The sequence below is a fragment of the Streptomyces sp. NBC_00341 genome (assembly GCF_041435055.1).
Lineage (GTDB): Bacteria > Actinomycetota > Actinomycetes > Streptomycetales > Streptomycetaceae > Streptomyces.
Map to the genome: position 1 here is coordinate 6561760 of NZ_CP108002.1, position 16020 is coordinate 6577779.

Below are 16020 nucleotides of genomic sequence, written 5' to 3' on the forward strand. Positions count from 1 at the left end.
GGAGAATCTCCATGAACAAGGGCGCGGACGCCGCACAAGGTGACCACAGGCGCGACGACGGCAAGGTGTCCGGACGCTTCATGCTGAAGCTGTCCGGAGAGGCGTTCGCCGGTGGCGGGGGTCTCGGTGTCGACCCCGACGTCGTACACGCCATCGCACGCGAGATCGCGGCGGTCGTCCGGGACGGCGCGGAAATCGCGATCGTCATCGGCGGCGGCAACTTCTTCCGCGGCGCCGAGCTCCAGCAGCGCGGTATGGACCGGGCCCGGTCCGACTACATGGGCATGCTCGGCACGGTCATGAACTGCCTGGCGCTCCAGGACTTCCTGGAGAAGGAGGGCATCGACTCCCGCGTCCAGACCGCCATCACCATGGGTCAGGTCGCGGAGCCGTACATCCCGCTGCGCGCCGTACGGCACCTGGAGAAGGGCCGCGTCGTCATCTTCGGCGCCGGTATGGGCATGCCGTACTTCTCCACCGACACCACCGCGGCCCAGCGCGCCCTGGAGATCGACGCCGAGGCGCTGCTGATGGGCAAGAACGGTGTGGACGGGGTCTACGACTCCGACCCGAAGACCAACCCCGGAGCGGTGAAGTTCGACGCGCTGGAGTACAGCGAGGTGCTCGCCCGCGACCTCAAGGTCGCCGACGCCACCGCCATCACGCTCTGCCGTGACAACCAGCTGCCGATCCTCGTCTTCGAGCTCACGACGGCGGGCAATATCGCCCGCGCCGTCAAGGGTGAGAAGATCGGCTCGCTCGTGAGCGACCGGAGCACCCGGGCCTGAGAACCGGGGGACCGGACCGGGGTGACCCGGTGGTTCCCGGGGCCCGAGCCAGGGGCCCGAAGGATGGACAACGGCCTGCCGGTCGGACACCGTGCAGGTGAGGACGCGACGCAGGACCCGCCGGGCCCGAGCACGCCGGGCCCACTCAAGACACGCAGGAGCACGTGGTGATCGAAGAAACCCTCCTCGAGGCCGAGGAGAAGATGGAGAAGGCCGTCGTGGTCGCGAAAGAGGACTTCGCCGCGATCCGCACCGGCCGTGCGCACCCGGCGATGTTCAACAAGATCGTCGCCGACTACTACGGCGCGCTGACCCCGATCAACCAGCTGGCCTCTTTCTCGGTGCCCGAGCCCCGGATGGCCGTCGTGACGCCGTTCGACAAGACGGCGCTGCGCAACATCGAGCAGGCCATCCGCGACTCCGACCTCGGCGTCAACCCGAGCAACGACGGCAATATCATCCGGGTGAACTTCCCCGACCTCACCGAAGAGCGCCGTCGCGACTACATCAAGGTCGCGAAGACCAAGGCCGAGGACTCCAAGATCTCGATCCGCGCGGTCCGCCGCAAGGCCAAGGAGACCCTCGACAAGCTGGTCAAGGACAAGGAGTCCGGCGAGGACGAGGTCCGCCGTGCCGAGAAGGAGCTCGACGACACCACCGCGAAGTACGTCGCGCAGGTGGACGAGCTGCTGAAGCACAAGGAAGCCGAGCTGCTCGAAGTCTGATGAACGACTCTTCCTGGGGCGTCCCGCAGGACGCCGGCCACGGTGCCGCTCCCGAGATGCGGTCCGTTCCGGCGGGTCCTGCATACGATGTGCATAACGCCCAGCAGACTCGGCCCATGCCCATCGTGCCGGACGTTCCCGACGCAGGTAGAGACGCTGAGAGCCGTGATGACCGGGACCAGGGGGCCGCACGCCTGAGCGGCGGCCCCCTGTTCCGCGACGAGAAGCCGCAGGAGCCCATGTCCACCGCGCCGCCACCTCCGCAGAAGAAACGTGCGGGCCGTGATCTCGGGTCCGCCATAGGGGTCGGCGTGGGGCTGGGCGCCGTCGTCGTGGCCTCGCTCTTCATCGTCAAGGCCGTCTTCGTCGGTGTGATCGTGGTCGCCGTCGTCGTCGGCCTCTGGGAGCTCACCTCCCGGCTGGAGGAGCGCAAGGGCATCAAGGCGCCGCTCATCCCCCTCGCGGTCGGTGGCGCCGCCATGGTCGTGGCCGGTTACGCGCGAGGCGCCGAGGGCGCCTGGGCCGCGATGGCCCTGACCGCACTCGCGGTGCTCGTCTGGCGGATGACCGAACCGCCGGAGGGCTACCTCAAGGACGTCACGGCCGGCGTCTTCGCCGCGTTCTACGTACCGTTCCTGGCCACCTTCGTCGCCATGCTCCTGACGGCGGACGACGGGCCGATGCGGGTACTGACCTTCCTGCTGCTGACCGTGGTCAGCGACACCGGCGCGTACGCCGTCGGCTGGCGGTTCGGCAAGCACAAGCTCGCGCCCCGGATCAGCCCCGGAAAGACCCGCGAGGGCCTCTTCGGAGCCGTGAGCTTCGCGATGGTGGCCGGTGCGCTGTGCATGCAGTTCCTGATCGACGACGGCTCCTGGTGGCAGGGCCTGCTGCTCGGCCTCGCGGTCGCCGCCAGCGCCACCCTCGGTGACCTGGGCGAGTCCATGATCAAGCGGGACCTCGGGATCAAGGACATGGGCACGCTCCTCCCCGGGCACGGCGGCATCATGGACCGGCTGGACTCCCTGCTGCCGACCGCGCCGGTGGTCTGGCTGCTGATGGTCCTCTTCGTCGGCTCCGGCTGAGCGTCGTACGCGTCACCACGAGTGGGGCCCACCGTCCGCGGACGGTGGGCCCCACTCGTGTCCGGTGACGTCAGCCGCGTTCCCGCAGGGCCGAGCGCGTGTGCTGATACCGCTCGATCGCCCGCTTCCGTATCCACACGAGCCAGCAGCTGAACACGATCACGCCCACGCCGAAGACCACGGGTAGGGCCGGTGAGCCGGTGGTGACCCCGAGGACCAGCATGCCCACCGCGGTCAGGCCCATGAAGCCCAGCCAGTAGGGCAGCCACCGGCCGCCCCGCTCCATCTTCCCGAGCTGGTCCTCGACCAGCCGGCGCATGACCACCCGCTCCTCGGGATCCTGCGGCACCTCGCGGTGCCGGATCCTGCGGTTGAGGTCGACGACCGTGCCGGGCCGCGCGCCGGTCGCCCGGCTGGTCCTGCGGCGCTGGTACGCCAGAGCCCCGATGGCCACGGCGGTGTAGAGCAGGCTCTGGACCGCCCATAACGCCGGATGATCGTCCCGGCGGAACAGGGCTCCGAAGCCCAGCCCCAGCAGGAAGAGCACCAGGGCTTGTGCGGCCAGGCTGTGGCTGAACCAGTGCTTCACGGTGTGCACGGCTGATACCTCCTGCTGATTCGGCGGGCCGTCCCTGACACTCCGGGTACCCCGTCCGACCCGGCTCAGTGGTGCTCCGCCGCCCCCACCGGCGGTGAGCGGGGGTACTGCCGCGTCTGGGACGCTGGAGGAACGGAAGCGGAGCAGGGAAGGGGGCGTCATGGCCGGCGCGCGTTCGATCGAGCCCGGAGCTGTGGAGGAGTCCGCGCCACAGCGCGTCTGGTACACCTCGTACGGCTCGAACACGCATCTCGGCCGGCTCGCCTCCTATATCGAGGGCGGCCGGCCGCCCGGCGCCGGCCGGGCGCATCCGGGATGCAGGGACCGGCGCATGCCCAGCCGGTCCGTTCCCGTGGAACTGAGGGGCGCCCTGTACTTCGCCACGAAGTCGACCGTCTGGGGCGGCGGACGGGCCTTCTACGACCCGGAACAGGAGGGGCGGGTCTTCGCCCGCGCTCACCTCGTTTCTGCGTCACAGTTCGCGGACATCGCCGCTCAGGAGATGTACAGGAGCCCCGGAGAAGATCTTGATCTCGGTCCGGTGCTCAGGTCGGGCGTCGCACGGCTGGGGGACGGGCGGTACGAGACGCTGGTGTGCGCCGGACAACTGGACGGGCTGCCCGTCCTCACGTTCACGGCCCCCTGGCGGGCCGACGAAGTGACCCCGGTGCCTCCCTCCAGGGCGTACGTGCGCCTCCTCGCCGCCGGCCTGCTCGAAGCGGGTGCTTGGGACGTGGACACCGTGGCGGCCTACGTCGCCTCCTCGCGCGGAGCCGTCGGCCACTGGTCGCAACAGGCGATCCGGGCCCTCGTCACGGAGTGACCCGTACCTCAGCGGGCCGGGCAGCACGATGACCGATCGCACCCCGGCGTGTCTGCGACACTGGAGGAACCATGCCTAAGCCCGGAGAACTCACTTTCGTCGCGCCCCGCGGAGCCAAGAAGCCGCCGCGGCACCTCGCCGACCTCACGCCCGCCGAGCGCAAGGAAGCCGTCGCCGCGACCGGCGAGAAGCCCTTCCGCGCCCAGCAGCTCTCGCAGCACTACTTCGCGCGGTACGCGCACGACCCCTCGGAGTGGACCAACATTCCGGCCGGGTCGCGGGACAAGCTCGCGGAGGCGTTGTTCCCCGACCTGATGTCCGTGGTCCGCCACATCAGCTGCGACGACGACACCACCCGCAAGACCCTGTGGAAGCTGCACGACGGGACGCTGGTCGAGTCCGTCCTGATGCGCTACCCCGAGCGCGTCACGATGTGCATCTCCTCGCAGGCGGGCTGCGGGATGAACTGCCCGTTCTGCGCCACCGGGCAGGCCGGTCTCGACCGCAACCTCTCCACCGCGGAGATCGTCCACCAGATCGTGGACGGCATGCGGGCGCTGCGCGACGGCGAGGTCCCCGGGGGCCCGGCGCGGCTCTCCAACATCGTCTTCATGGGCATGGGCGAGCCGCTCGCCAACTACAACCGGGTGGTCGGCTCCATCCGCCGGCTTACCGACCCCGAGCCCGACGGGCTGGGGCTGTCGCAGCGCGGGATCACCGTCTCGACCGTCGGCCTGGTGCCGGCGATGCTGCGCTTCGCGGACGAGGGCTTCAAGTGCCGCCTCGCCGTCTCGCTGCACGCCCCGGACGACGAGCTGCGCGACACCCTCGTTCCCGTGAACACCCGGTGGAAGGTGCGCGAGGTACTGGACGCGGCCTGGGAGTACGCGGAGAAGTCCGGTCGCCGCATCTCCATCGAGTACGCGCTGATCCGTGACATCAACGACCAGGCCTGGCGCGGTGACCGGCTCGGCCGGCTCCTCAAGGGCAAGCGGGTACACGTCAACCTGATCCCGCTGAACCCGACACCGGGCTCGAAGTGGACCGCCTCGCGGCCGGAGGACGAGAAGGCGTTCGTCGAGGCCATCGCCGCCCACGGGGTGCCGGTGACCGTGCGGGACACCCGGGGCCAGGAGATCGACGGGGCCTGCGGGCAGCTCGCGGCGTCCGAGCGCTAGGGCAACCGCGTCGGCCGAGCTCTGAGGCCGGAACCAGCCGTGTAGCCTGGGCGTGAATTCAACTTCATATTCCGACAGGGGAGCGCCACAGCGCTGAGAGTGCGGCACCAAGGACAGGTTGGCCGCAGACCCTCTGAACCTCGCCCGGGTCATTCCGGGTAGGAAGTTCGGACCTTACTCAAGCTGTTGCGCCCTGCCCGCTTCCGGTCCACTCCGGTGCGGGCAGGGCCGCGTCTCTTCCTGGTCACCCCCAGGAGGAATCACATGAGCACCACCAAGAAGATCGCGGTGACGGCCGTCGCCGCCGCGATCGGCGCGACCGCGCTCGCCGGCTGCGGCAGCTCGGACGACGCGTCGTCCGGCTCGTCCGGCACCAAGGGCACCGGCTCCAAGACCGTCACGCTCGTCAGCCACGACTCCTTCAACGCGTCCAAGGGCGTGCTGAAGGAGTTCACCCGGGAGACCGGTTACACCGTCAAGGTGCTCAAGAGCGGTGACGCGGGCGCCGCCCTCAACCAGGAGATCCTGACCAAGGGCTCACCGCGCGGTGACGTGTTCTTCGGCGTCGACAACACCCTCCTCTCGCGCGCCCTCGACAACGGCCTCTTCACGCCGTACGCCGCCAAGGGCCTCGGCCAGGTCGCGTCCGACGTCCAGCTGGACGCCGAGAAGCACCGGGTCACCCCGGTCGACACCGGCGACATCTGCGTCAACTACGACAAGAAGTACTTCGCCGACAAGAAGCTCGCGCCGCCGAAGACCTTCGACGACCTGGCGAAGCCCGCGTACCGGAACCTCCTCGTCACCGAGAACGCCGCGACGTCCTCGCCCGGCCTCGGCTTCCTCCTCGGCAGCATCGCCACCTACGGAGAGGACGGCTACCAGGACTACTGGAAGAAGCTGAAGAGCAACGGCGTCAAGGTCGTCGACGGCTGGGAGCAGGCGTACAACGAGGAGTTCTCCGGCTCCGCGGGCGGCAAGAAGGCCAAGGCCGACCGGCCGCTCGTCGTCAGTTACGCCTCCAGCCCGCCCGTCGAGGTGCTGTACGCGGACCCGCAGCCCAAGACCGCCCCGACCGGGGTCGCCACCGGGACGTGCTTCCGGCAGATCGAGTTCGCCGGTCTGCTCGACGGCGCGAAGAACGAGGCGGGCGGCAAGGCCCTGCTGGACTTCATGATCGGGAAGAAGTTCCAGGAGGACATGCCGCTCAACATGTTCGTCAGCCCGGTCACCAAGGGGGCGAAGGTGCCGGAACTCTTCACCAAGTTCGGGGCCACCTCCGACAAGCCCGCGACCGTCGCCCCGGACGCGATCGCCAAGAACCGTGAGCAGTGGGTCCAGTCATGGTCCTCGCTCGTAGTGAAGTAGCGAAGCCCCCCGTACGCGGACCGGGCGCGCGCGGGAAGGCCGCACGCTCCCGGTCGCGGCGCGGGAGCGCGGTGCGGCTCGGTCTGATGGCCGTGCCCGTCGCCTTCTTCGCGGTGTTCTTCGCCTACCCCGTCGCGGCGATCGTCGGGCGGGGGCTCAAGGCCGACGGGGTCTGGCAGTTCGGGCGCTTCGCCGAGGTGCTGAGCCGGCCGGACATCCGCGAGGTCCTCTGGTTCACGCTCTGGCAGGCGCTCGCCTCGACCGCGCTGACCCTGCTGATCGCGTTGCCGGGTGCCTATGTGTTCGCCCGGTTCGACTTTCCGGGCAAGCAGCTGCTGAGGGCGGCCGTCACGGTGCCGTTCGTGCTGCCGACCGTCGTCGTGGGCACCGCGTTCCTCGCGTTGCTGGGGCGCGGCGGCCTCCTCGACGACCTGTGGGGCGTCCGGCTCGACACCACGGTGTGGGCGATCCTGCTGGCCCACGTCTTCTTCAACTACGCGGTCGTCGTGCGCACCGTCGGCGGGCTGTGGTCGCAGCTCGACCCACGGCAGGAGGAGGCCGCGCGGGTGCTCGGCGCCGGACGGTTCGCCGCCTGGCGGCGGGTGACGCTCCCGGCGCTCGCCCCCGCCGTGGCGGCGGCCGCTCTGATGGTCTTCCTCTTCACCTTCACCTCCTTCGGCGTCGTCCAGATCCTCGGCGGCCCCGGATTCTCCACGCTGGAGGTGGAGATCTACCGCCAGACCGCGCAGCTGCTCGCCCTGCCGACCGCCGCCGTGCTCACCCTCGTGCAGTTCGCCGCGGTCGGCGCGATCCTCGCCGTGCACGCCTGGACCGTACGACGCCGGGAGACGGCGCTGAAGCTCGTCGACCCGGCACAGACGGCCCGCAGACCGCGCGGCGCGGGCCAGTGGACGCTGCTCGGAGGCGTCCTGCTGACCGTGCTGGTGCTGATCCTGCTGCCGCTCGCCATCCTGGTGGAGCGCTCGCTCGACCTGCCCGGTGGCCACGGCTTCGGCTACTACCGGGCATTGGCCTCGGCGGACGCGAACAGCGGTACGTTCCTGGTCGCCCCGCTCGAAGCGATCGGGAACTCGCTGCGGTACGCCCTGGTCGCGACCGCCATCGCGCTGGTCGTCGGGGGCCTGGCCGCGGCGGCGCTGACCAGGCGGGCCGGGCGGCTGGTCAGGGGCTTCGACGCGCTGCTGATGCTGCCCCTCGGGGTCTCCGCCGTCACCGTCGGCTTCGGATTCCTGATCACCCTGGACAAGCCGCCGCTCGATCTGCGGACCTCCTGGATCCTGGTGCCGCTCGCCCAGGCGCTGGTCGGGGTGCCGTTCGTCGTACGGACCATGCTGCCGGTCCTGCGCGCGGTGGACGGGCGGCTGCGCGAGGCGGCCGCGGTGCTCGGCGCCTCGCCGCTGCGGGCCTGGCGAGAGGTGGATCTGCCGCTGGTGCGCCGGGCGCTGCTGGTGGCGGCGGGCTTCGCGTTCGCCGTTTCGCTCGGGGAGTTCGGCGCCACGGTGTTCATCGCGCGGCCCGACAACCCGACGCTTCCGGTCGCCGTGGCGCGGCTGCTGGGGCGGTCCGGGGATCTCAACTACGGCCAGGCGATGGCCCTCAGCACCATTCTGATGCTCGTGTGCGCGGTGTCGCTGCTGCTGCTCGAACGCATCCGCACCGACCGATCCGGAGAGTTCTAGGGATGCTGACTCAATGCTGACACTCGAATCGGCCACCGTGCGCTTCGGCGACCGGACGGCGCTGGACGCGGTGGATCTGGAGGTCGCGGACCACGAGATCGTCTGTGTGCTGGGACCGAGCGGCAGCGGGAAATCGACGCTGCTGCGGGTGGTGGCCGGTCTCCAGCACCTGGACGGCGGGCGGGTCCTGCTCGACGGCGCGGACCAGGCCGGGGTGCCGGTGCACCGGCGCGGGCTCGGCCTGATGTTCCAGGACCACCAGCTGTTCCCGCACCGGGACGTCGGCGCCAACGTCGCCTTCGGGCTGCGGATGCGCGGCGTGGGCCGGGGCGAGCAAAACCGCAAGGTCGCCGAACTCCTCGATCTGGTGGGGCTGCCCGGCGCCGAGCGGCGGGCCATTGCCGCGCTCTCCGGCGGCGAGCAGCAGCGCGTCGCCCTGGCCCGCGCGCTCGCGCCCCGGCCCAGGCTGCTGATGCTGGACGAGCCACTGGGCCAGCTGGACCGCAGTCTGCGTGAACGCCTCGTCGTCGAACTGCGCACCCTGTTCGCCCGCCTGGGCACGACCGTGCTCGCCGTCACCCACGACCAGGGCGAGGCCTTCGCGCTGGCCGACCGCGTCGTCGTGATGCGCGACGGACGCATCGCCCAGGTGGGCACCCCGCTGGAGGTCTGGCAGCATCCCGCGTCGGCCTTCGTCGCCCGCTTCCTCGGCTTCGACAACGTGGTGGAGGCGACGGTCACCGGAGAGGCCGCCGACACGGACTGGGGCAAGGTCCCGGTGCCCGCCGGATCACCGCAGGGGGCCTGCGATCTGCTGGTGAGGCCGGCCGGTGTCCTGATCGGCGCCCCCGAGGACGGCCTGCGCTGCACCGTGGCCGCCCGCACCTTCCGCGGCAACCACGTCGCCGTGAAGCTGCACCCGGAGCACGGCCCCGTCATGGACGCGGAGTGCCCGCTGAACAGCACGCCGGACGAGGGCGCGCGCGTCGGGGTCACCTTCGACGCGGCGGAGAGCGTCGTGCTGCCCGCCGTCTTCTGACGGTCACCGGTCACCGGCCGGCGCCCGGCCCCGGCGCCCGTGTCCCGCCCGCCCTGGTCCCGGCCACGACCAGCCCCAGTTCGTACGCCAGGATCACCGCCTGGGCCCGGTCCCGCAGCTCCATCTTCGCGAACAGCCGGTTGATATGGGTCTTGACCGTGTGGGCGGTGATGGTGAGCCGGTCGGCGATGTCCGCGTTCGACAGGCCCCGGGCGATCAGCACCAGCACCTCCACCTCCCGGCCGGTCAGGCCGTCGACGGAGCGCGCGGGCGGAGCGGCGACCCGCTGGCGGGTGAACTCCGCGATGAGCCGGCCCGTGATGTCCGGGGAGAGCAGCGCCTGGCCGTCGGCCACCACCCGTACCGCGTGCAGTAGTTCGGGGAACGTCGCGTCCTTCAGCAGGAACCCGCTGGCCCCCGCCGTCAGCGCGTCGTACACGTATTCGTCGAGCCCGAACGTCGTCAGCATCAGCGCCCTGGTCGCACCGCCGGAGCCGGTGATGATCTCGCGCGCCGCGTCGATGCCGTTCAGCCCCGGCATCCGGATGTCGAGCAGCGCCAGATCGGGGCGGTGCTCGGCGGCCATCCGGACAGCCGCCGTCCCGTCCTCCGCCTCGCCCACCACCTTGATGTCCGGCTGGGTGGCGAGCAGCCCGGCGAACGCGGTCCGTACGACGGCTTGGTCATCGGCCACCATCACCCGGATCACCACGGGAGCTCCGCCTCGACGAGAAATCCGCCGGCCGGGCCCCGGCCCGCGGTGAGCCTTCCACCGAGCAGCGCCGCCCGTTCGTTCATCCCGACCAGCCCGTGGCCGGTGCCCTCGGCCAGCGGCCCGCGCGGCCCCGGCCCGTCGTCCCCGACGCGCACGGCCAGCAGACCGCCCCCGTAGACGAGCTCCACCACCGCCCGAGCCCCCGGCGCGTGGCGGCGCACATTGGTCAGCGCCTCCTGCACGATGCGGAAGGCCGAAAACTCCCAGGAGGGTGGCAGCTCCGGCTGCTCACCGCTGATCCGCAGCTCGGCCATGCCCCCCACCGCCCGGTGCTGCTTCACCAGGTCGTCCAGCCCGGCCAGGGTCGGCTGCGGGGCCGTCGCCGTACCCGGCTCCCGGTCGGTGCGCAGCACACCGAGCATCCGCCGCAACTCGCTCATCGACGCACGCGCCGTCCCCGCGATCTGCTGGAAGGCGTCCCTGGCCTGCGGGGACAGCCCGGGGGTGGTGTAGGTCGCCCCCTCCGCCTGCACGGCGATCATGGAAACGGAGTGGGCGATCATGTCGTGCAACTCCCTCGCGATGGCGGCTCGTTCCGCCTCCGCCGCCTGCCGCCGCTCCATCACCAGCAGTCTGGACTGGGCTGCCGCCCGTTCCTTGCGTGCCTCCTCCCGTGCGCGCACCGCGTCCCCCATGCTCACGGCCCCCAGGATCACCACCGTCAGGGCCAGCGTCTCGGCGTAGAGTCCGAGGCTGAACCGGTCGGTGCCCTGGATCACGGGCAGCCCCGGTGATCCGGCGCGTGCCCAGCGGTCGATGTGCACGAGGTTGACCGTGAGCGAGGCCAGCGCACCGCCGAAGACGAGCAGGGCCGGATGCTGCACCCGATGGCGGCCCAGCGTGTAGCTGCCTATCAGGGTGCCGGCCACGGTGGCGTAGGCCATGTTGCCGTCGGTCCCGAAGCTCAGCAGGGCCGCGCCGACGGTCAGGAAGCCGACGGCGGGCCGCGTGACCCGCCACATCAGGGAGGCCGTACAGACCAGCACCCCGAACGTGGTGATCACCGACCCCGGAACGGCGATCAGTTCCCCCGTCGCGAACAGCGTCAGCACGCCCCCGGTCAGCCACGGGTAGGCGGGTGCCGCCGCCCACCGGCGCGCCCACAGGCGTAACCGCTGGACCCGGGCGCGGGGCGTGATCGTGCTGTTCATACCCAGGATTGTTCGGCACGGGGGCCTGCCGGCGCATCGGAGCAGGGGTGGAATTCCCCGTCGCGTCTCATGCCACGGGTTGAGAACGAACACCGGATTCCGGTGTGACGTGCCGTGGTTGCCGCGTTCCTAGCCTCGGTTCATGGACGTCACAGCAGGTCCCGCGGCGGCAGCGGAGACCGTATCCACCTCGCAACGCGGAGTCCGCGCGGCCCTGTTCGGCCCCGGCCCCGCTCCCGCCGCTGCCGGGTGGGCCGGCTGCGCTGCGGCGGCCCTGCTCCTCGCGCTGTGCTCCGGACTCGCCCCGCACCGGATCTGGGGTGCGTCGGCCGCCGTCGGATACGCGGGCGCGGTCTGGCCGGCCGCCCGCGGGCGGCACCGTACGGCGGCCGCGCTCGCGGCCATCGGTGCGGTGGGGCTGCCGCTGCTGGTCCTCGTGCTCATGCGTCGGGCCCAGCTGGAGGTGGAAGTCGTCGCGCACTCGGCACAGTCGCTGCTGACGACCGGTTCTCCGTACGCCCCCGACCCCGTGTCGGTGGCGGACTTCGATCCGTACCTCCCCGCGATGGCGGTCTTCGGGATTCCGCACGCCCTCTTCGGCGCGGGCCCGCTGACCGATCCCCGGCTGTGGACCGGAGCCGCGTTCCTCGGGGCACTCTCACTCTGCGCCAGGCGCCCCCCGCTGCTCGCGCTGGCCGCCTGCCCCCTCGTCGCCCTGCCGCTGGCGGTGGGCGGCGTCGATCTTCCGGTGACCGGGCTCATGTGCCTGGGCCTCTCACTGGCCGGACGGGACCGGCCGGTCGCCGCCGGACTGGTGACGGGGCTGGCCGCGGCCCTCAAGTGGACGGCCTGGCCCGCGCTCCCGGTGGTCGTCGTGCTCCTGATGTCGATGCGCCGGAGCGGCACCGCCGGCCGCGGATCGCCGCTGCGCTGCGCACTCGTGGCGGTGCTTACCACCGCCGTACTCGTGCTCCCGGCAGCACTGCGTGATCCGGCGTCCTTCGGCACGCATGTCGTCGGCTACCCGCTCGGCCTGACCGACGCCGTGTCACCGGCCGCCAGCCCCTTCCCCGGACACCTGCTCGCCGCCGGGCTGCCCGGAGGCCGGACCGCCGCCCTCGTGCTGCTCCTCTGCTGCGCCCTGGCGCTGGCCGGTTCGCTGGTCGTCCGGCCACCGGGAACGCCGCCCGCCGCCGCACTGCGGCTGGCTCTCGGGCTGGGCCTCGCCACCGCCCTCATGCCCGCCACGCGATTCGGCTACCTCGTATATCCGCTGGTCCTCGCTGTCTGGGCCGTGTCGCAGCACGGCACAGCGGCCCGGCCCGAACCCGAAGGAACGCCCCGATGGCCCGCACTCTCGTCGTCACCAACGACTTCCCGCCCCGGCAGGGCGGCATCGAGACGTTCGTCCATGCGATGACCAGCCGCTTTCCCGCCGGTTCCGTGGTCGTCTACACCTCGTCCGAGCCCGGGGCCGCCGCGTACGACGCCGCGCTGCCGTACCCGGTGATCCGGGACCGGGCCCGGATGCTGCTGCCCACGCCGCGCATCGCGGGCCGGGCGGCCGCTCTGGCCCGGCGGTACGGCTGCGACCGGGTCTGGTTCGGCGCGGCCGCGCCGCTGGCCCTGATGGCGGACCGGTTGCGCCGGGAAGCCGGGGTGCGGCGGATCGTGGCCACCACCCACGGCCACGAGGTGTGGTGGGCGCGCACCCCGGGCGCCCGGTCGCTCCTGCGGCGGATCGGGGCGGTCACGGACACCGTCACCCATCTCGGGGAGGCGACCCGGCTGCCGATCGCCGCCGCCCTCGGACCGGTGGCCGCGCGCCGGATGGTGCGCCTGGTGCCGGGGGTGGACGCCGACGCCTTCCGGGCCCGCCCGGGGGAGAGCGCGGTCCGGCGGCGGTACGGGCTGGACGGCCGGCCGGTGATCCTCTGCGCCGCGCGACTCGTTCCACGCAAGGGCCAGGACGTGCTGGTTCGCGCGCTGCCCGAGGTCAGGCGGGCGGTGCCGGGAACGACCCTGCTGCTGGTCGGCGACGGTCCCGGCGCGCGCTCGCTGCGCAGGGCGGCGGCCGCGGCCGGGCTCGCCGGCGCGGTCGTCCTGGCAGGCGGGCATCCGCATGCGGCGATGCCGGAGTTCTTCGCGGCGGCCGATGTCTTCGCGATGCCGTGCCGCACCCGGCGCCGGGGCCTGGAGGTGGAGGGCCTCGGCATCGTGTTCCTGGAGGCCGCCGCGGCGGGACTGCCGGTGCTGGCCGGAGACTCGGGCGGTGCGGCCGACACGGTGTGCGACGGGGTGACCGGCCATCTGGTCGACGGGCGGGACGTGCCGGCCGTCGCAGCCCGGCTCATCGGCCTCCTCCAGGACCGTGACACCGCAGCCGCGATGGGCGCGAAGGGGCGCGAGCGGGTACGGGCGGAGTGGGGCTGGGAAGGGACGTACGAGCGGCTGGCGGGGCTGCTGGCCGATGGCGCGCGACGGCCCGACGGCGATGCGCGGTGAACGGTGTCCGCAGAGCGCGCCCGGCTACGTCACCGACAGCCGGGCGAGCTCCCCGGGTGCCTTCTCCACCGTGTCGTCGACCACCTCGTCGAATTCGGCGAGCGATTCGATCTCGCCGCCGGGTGCGGGAATGCTCTCGTCCGGGTGCTCCACGGCCTCATGCTGCGGACGGGCGGGGCGGGCGCCTCGATGTCGTCCCGCCGGCCGCTCAGCCGGTCAGCGGCAGCGCGGCCAGCTCCGCGATCGCCCAGGTCAGCGGGGCGAAGACCAGGAGCAGCGCGGCCGCACGCAGTGCTGTCGCGGCCCGCAGCGCCGAGGGCGGGGCGCCGAGCCGCAGCAGGGCGCGGGCGGTTTCCGCGCGGGCCTGCTTCGCCTCCAGCGCGGAGGTCAGCAGCGTCGCCGTCGTGCAGCCGATGACGAGTACGGCGCCGAGCGCGGTGAGCGGCCCGAAGGGGCGGGGGCCGGTCCCGTAAAGGGCGAAGGCCGCGATGACCGCCGAGAGCACCGCGCAGACGACGCCCAGCGGGCGGCCGATCCGGCGCGCCTCGTCCATCAGTACCCGGCCCGCCAGCAGCCGTACGGCTCCCGGGCGCACCGTCTGGAGCAGCCGTCCGGCGAGATGGGTCAGCCCGGGGCCCGCCGTGGCCAGGCCGATCGCCGTCAGCGTCCAGCCCACCAGGACCCAGGCCGGGGTGGAGTCCAGCTTTCCGGGGAGCGGGAACGGGCTGCCCGACGAACCCCGGCTCGCGTACGCCTCGACCGCGAGGCCGGCTGCCGTCAGGGCGACGCCCCACGGCAGCCCGGCAGGCGGCGCGGCCGGGGCCGGCACCTGCTCCTCGGGCAGCAGGTCCCGCGCACCGTCCTGCACGCCCGCCGCCCGCACCGGACTGGTGCGCAGCGCCAGCGCGCTCGCGGTCGCCGCCGCGGCCGGAACCAGGGTCAGCAGGACCACGACGGCGGCCAGCGGCAGCGACGCGTCCGCGCCCAGCAGCCCGGCCGCCGCGCCGTCGAACGGCAGCCCGGAGATGTCGCCGCGCAGGTGGAGGAAGAAGAGCAGCGCCACCATGGAGCCGAGGGTGCACGAGACGGCGGTGGAGACCGCGGCGAGCACACTGAGCCGGATTGGGCCGAGGCCCACGGCGGACAGTCCGGGGCGCGGGCGGGTGCTCGGGTCGGTCCGGGCCACCGCGACCGCGAACTGCACGGTGGCGGCCAGCGGCACGAAGCACCACAGCAGCCGCAGCACCGAACCGGTGGAGTGCGCCGGGTGGCCGGAGGCGTAGCCCAGGGTGCACAGCAGGAGGAAGCCGACCCCGGCGGAGGCGGCCGCGACCAGCAGCCGCCGCACCAGGACCAGGGGATGGGAGCCGCGGGCTAGACGGAGAGCGAGCACGCCGCGCGGCCCTCCGTGTCGGTCCCGGCGACCGGCTTGACCGTGGCGACCCGGCGCCCGTCCAGCAGCGGCACCGCGCGGTCCGCGAGGGCGGCGATCTCCGCGTCGTGCGTGGCGAGGACCACCGTGATGCCGTGCGAGCGGGCCGCGCTGGTCAGGGTGCGCAGGACATGGGTGCGGTCGGTGCGGTGCAGGGTCGCGGTGGGCTCGTCGGCGAAGATCACCGCGGGGGCGGCGGCCAGCGCGCGGGCCACCGAGATCCGCTGCCGCTGGCTCTGCTGGAGGGTGTGCGGCCGTTTCCTGGCGCACATGCCGATGTCGAGGCGCTCCAGCCACTCCATGGCGGCCTTCTTGGCCTCCCGGTGCGAGGCGCCGCGCAGCAGCAGCGGAAGGGCGGTGTTCTCCCAGGTGGTCAGCTCCGGGACGAGTTGCGGCTCGGGGGCGATCCAGCCGAACTTGTCGCGGCGCAGCCGTTCGCGCAGCCGGGGTCCCATGGTGTGGACGGGGACGCTGTTGAACCACACCTCCCCCTCGGTGGGCACCAGTTGACCGGACAGGCAGTGCAGCAGGGTCGTCTTGCCGCTGCCGCGCGGGCCGGTCACGGCGAGGATCTCGCCGTCGCGGATCCCCAGGGACACCCCGCCGAGCGCGGGTGAGCCGTTGTGGGAGTGGTGCAGGGAGCGCGCCCAGATCACGTCGTTGTCCGGCGGGGCCACCATGGCGTACACCTCGGTTCAGATCAGATATCCCGTTCCCCCGTACGGGGGAACGAAGAGAGGGCCGATCGGTCACTCGGCACCGTAAGGATTCCGACCGCGGTGTGCGCACAGCACGCGGCCCGGGTGCGCTTCTTCCCACTCGATTGGGCGCATCCGGGCCGCGTGGACCGTAT

16 protein-coding genes and 1 riboswitch are annotated in these 16020 nt (G+C 72.2%); of the genes, 10 read left to right on the forward strand and 6 right to left on the reverse strand.

Annotation, left to right across the window (positions count from 1 at the left end; genetic code table 11):
* The first annotated feature begins 11 nt into the window (after positions 1–11).
* The 3 genes from pyrH (at position 12) to OG892_RS29670 (ending at position 2598) form a co-directional block, all read left to right on the forward strand.
* Positions 12–788 (forward strand): UMP kinase, encoded by a 777-nt coding sequence (gene pyrH / locus OG892_RS29660; RefSeq protein ID WP_073739116.1) that lies wholly within the window; start codon positions 12–14, stop codon positions 786–788.
* Between the two features lie 167 nt (positions 789–955).
* Complete coding sequence (frr, locus tag OG892_RS29665) at positions 956–1513, forward strand: ribosome recycling factor (protein WP_024488459.1); 558 nt, start codon at positions 956–958, stop codon at positions 1511–1513.
* Positions 1513–2598 carry a phosphatidate cytidylyltransferase gene (locus OG892_RS29670; RefSeq protein ID WP_073739117.1) on the forward strand — a complete coding sequence of 362 codons (1086 nt, stop codon included), beginning with the start codon at positions 1513–1515 and terminating at the stop codon, positions 2596–2598. Before frr ends, OG892_RS29670 begins: the two co-directional genes overlap by 1 nt.
* A gap of 70 nt (positions 2599–2668) precedes the next feature.
* Here OG892_RS29670 and OG892_RS29675 read toward each other — a convergent pair whose 3' ends face one another.
* Positions 2669–3196 (reverse strand): hypothetical protein, encoded by a 528-nt coding sequence (locus OG892_RS29675; RefSeq protein WP_371630713.1) that lies wholly within the window; start codon positions 3194–3196, stop codon positions 2669–2671.
* Positions 3197–3356: 160 nt separating this feature from the next.
* On the opposite strand from OG892_RS29675, the gene OG892_RS29680 reads away from it, so the two are divergent.
* From OG892_RS29680 to OG892_RS29700, 5 genes are all read left to right on the forward strand, one after another.
* On the forward strand, positions 3357–4019 hold the full coding sequence (locus OG892_RS29680) for a histone deacetylase (RefSeq protein ID WP_328865260.1): 663 nt from the start codon (positions 3357–3359) through the stop codon (positions 4017–4019).
* A gap of 71 nt (positions 4020–4090) precedes the next feature.
* Positions 4091–5197, forward strand: a complete 1107-nt coding sequence (gene rlmN / locus OG892_RS29685; RefSeq protein WP_073739120.1) for a 23S rRNA (adenine(2503)-C(2))-methyltransferase RlmN — start codon at positions 4091–4093, stop codon at positions 5195–5197.
* Between the two features lie 66 nt (positions 5198–5263).
* Positions 5264–5380, forward strand: a riboswitch (TPP riboswitch).
* A gap of 81 nt (positions 5381–5461) precedes the next feature.
* On the forward strand, positions 5462–6565 hold the full coding sequence (locus OG892_RS29690) for a thiamine ABC transporter substrate binding subunit (protein WP_073739121.1): 1104 nt from the start codon (positions 5462–5464) through the stop codon (positions 6563–6565).
* An 86-nt stretch (positions 6566–6651) separates the two neighbouring features.
* Complete coding sequence (locus OG892_RS29695; RefSeq protein ID WP_073739192.1) at positions 6652–8265, forward strand: iron ABC transporter permease; 1614 nt, start codon at positions 6652–6654, stop codon at positions 8263–8265.
* 13 nt (positions 8266–8278) lie between these two features.
* Complete coding sequence (locus OG892_RS29700; RefSeq protein ID WP_073739122.1) at positions 8279–9304, forward strand: ABC transporter ATP-binding protein; 1026 nt, start codon at positions 8279–8281, stop codon at positions 9302–9304.
* Positions 9305–9314: 10 nt separating this feature from the next.
* Here OG892_RS29700 and OG892_RS29705 read toward each other — a convergent pair whose 3' ends face one another.
* Both OG892_RS29705 and OG892_RS29710 read right to left on the reverse strand, forming a co-directional pair.
* Entirely contained in the window at positions 9315–10016 is a 702-nt protein-coding gene (locus OG892_RS29705; RefSeq protein WP_073739123.1) for a response regulator transcription factor, read from the reverse strand.
* Complete coding sequence (locus OG892_RS29710) at positions 10010–11230, reverse strand: sensor histidine kinase (protein WP_371630714.1); 1221 nt, start codon at positions 11228–11230, stop codon at positions 10010–10012. Before OG892_RS29710 ends, OG892_RS29705 begins: the two co-directional genes overlap by 7 nt.
* Before the next feature lie 142 nt (positions 11231–11372).
* Between OG892_RS29710 and OG892_RS29715 the strand changes: the two genes are divergently transcribed.
* Both OG892_RS29715 and OG892_RS29720 read left to right on the forward strand, forming a co-directional pair.
* Complete coding sequence (locus tag OG892_RS29715) at positions 11373–12650, forward strand: glycosyltransferase 87 family protein (protein ID WP_328865257.1); 1278 nt, start codon at positions 11373–11375, stop codon at positions 12648–12650.
* A complete protein-coding gene (locus OG892_RS29720) occupies positions 12575–13735 on the forward strand; it encodes a glycosyltransferase family 4 protein (RefSeq protein ID WP_328865256.1) in 1161 nt (386 codons plus the stop codon). The genes OG892_RS29715 and OG892_RS29720 overlap by 76 nt, the downstream gene beginning before the upstream one ends.
* 24 nt (positions 13736–13759) lie before the next feature.
* On the opposite strand, the gene OG892_RS29725 is transcribed toward OG892_RS29720, so the two are convergent.
* The 3 genes from OG892_RS29725 to OG892_RS29735 are packed head-to-tail and all read right to left on the reverse strand — an operon-like array spanning position 13760 to position 15847.
* Positions 13760–13888 (reverse strand): hypothetical protein, encoded by a 129-nt coding sequence (locus OG892_RS29725; RefSeq protein WP_371630715.1) that lies wholly within the window; start codon positions 13886–13888, stop codon positions 13760–13762.
* 55 nt (positions 13889–13943) lie between these two features.
* The gene (locus tag OG892_RS29730) at positions 13944–15128 is read right to left on the reverse strand and encodes a hypothetical protein (protein ID WP_371630716.1); all 1185 of its coding nucleotides are present in this window, start codon (positions 15126–15128) and stop codon (positions 13944–13946) included.
* A complete protein-coding gene (locus tag OG892_RS29735; protein ID WP_073739128.1) occupies positions 15110–15847 on the reverse strand; it encodes an ABC transporter ATP-binding protein in 738 nt (245 codons plus the stop codon). Before OG892_RS29735 ends, OG892_RS29730 begins: the two co-directional genes overlap by 19 nt.
* Positions 15848–16020: the final 173 nt, after the last annotated feature.

Excerpts from the sequence above, each read along its gene's own strand:
- pyrH (WP_073739116.1), top strand. The coding sequence starts at position 12 with ATGAACAAGGGCGCGGACGCCGCACAAGGTGACCACAGGCGCGACGAC.
- OG892_RS29670 (WP_073739117.1), top strand. The coding sequence starts at position 1,513 with ATGAACGACTCTTCCTGGGGCGTCCCGCAGGACGCCGGCCACGGTGCC.
- OG892_RS29680 (WP_328865260.1), top strand. The coding sequence starts at position 3,357 with ATGGCCGGCGCGCGTTCGATCGAGCCCGGAGCTGTGGAGGAGTCCGCG.
- rlmN (WP_073739120.1), top strand. The coding sequence starts at position 4,091 with ATGCCTAAGCCCGGAGAACTCACTTTCGTCGCGCCCCGCGGAGCCAAG.
- OG892_RS29690 (WP_073739121.1), top strand. The coding sequence starts at position 5,462 with ATGAGCACCACCAAGAAGATCGCGGTGACGGCCGTCGCCGCCGCGATC.
- OG892_RS29695 (WP_073739192.1), top strand. The coding sequence starts at position 6,652 with ATGGCCGTGCCCGTCGCCTTCTTCGCGGTGTTCTTCGCCTACCCCGTC.
- OG892_RS29700 (WP_073739122.1), top strand. The coding sequence starts at position 8,279 with ATGCTGACACTCGAATCGGCCACCGTGCGCTTCGGCGACCGGACGGCG.
- OG892_RS29710 (WP_371630714.1), bottom strand. The coding sequence starts at position 11,230 with ATGAACAGCACGATCACGCCCCGCGCCCGGGTCCAGCGGTTACGCCTG.
- OG892_RS29715 (WP_328865257.1), top strand. The coding sequence starts at position 11,373 with ATGGACGTCACAGCAGGTCCCGCGGCGGCAGCGGAGACCGTATCCACC.
- OG892_RS29720 (WP_328865256.1), top strand. The coding sequence starts at position 12,575 with ATGGCCCGCACTCTCGTCGTCACCAACGACTTCCCGCCCCGGCAGGGC.
- OG892_RS29735 (WP_073739128.1), bottom strand. The coding sequence starts at position 15,847 with ATGGTGGCCCCGCCGGACAACGACGTGATCTGGGCGCGCTCCCTGCAC.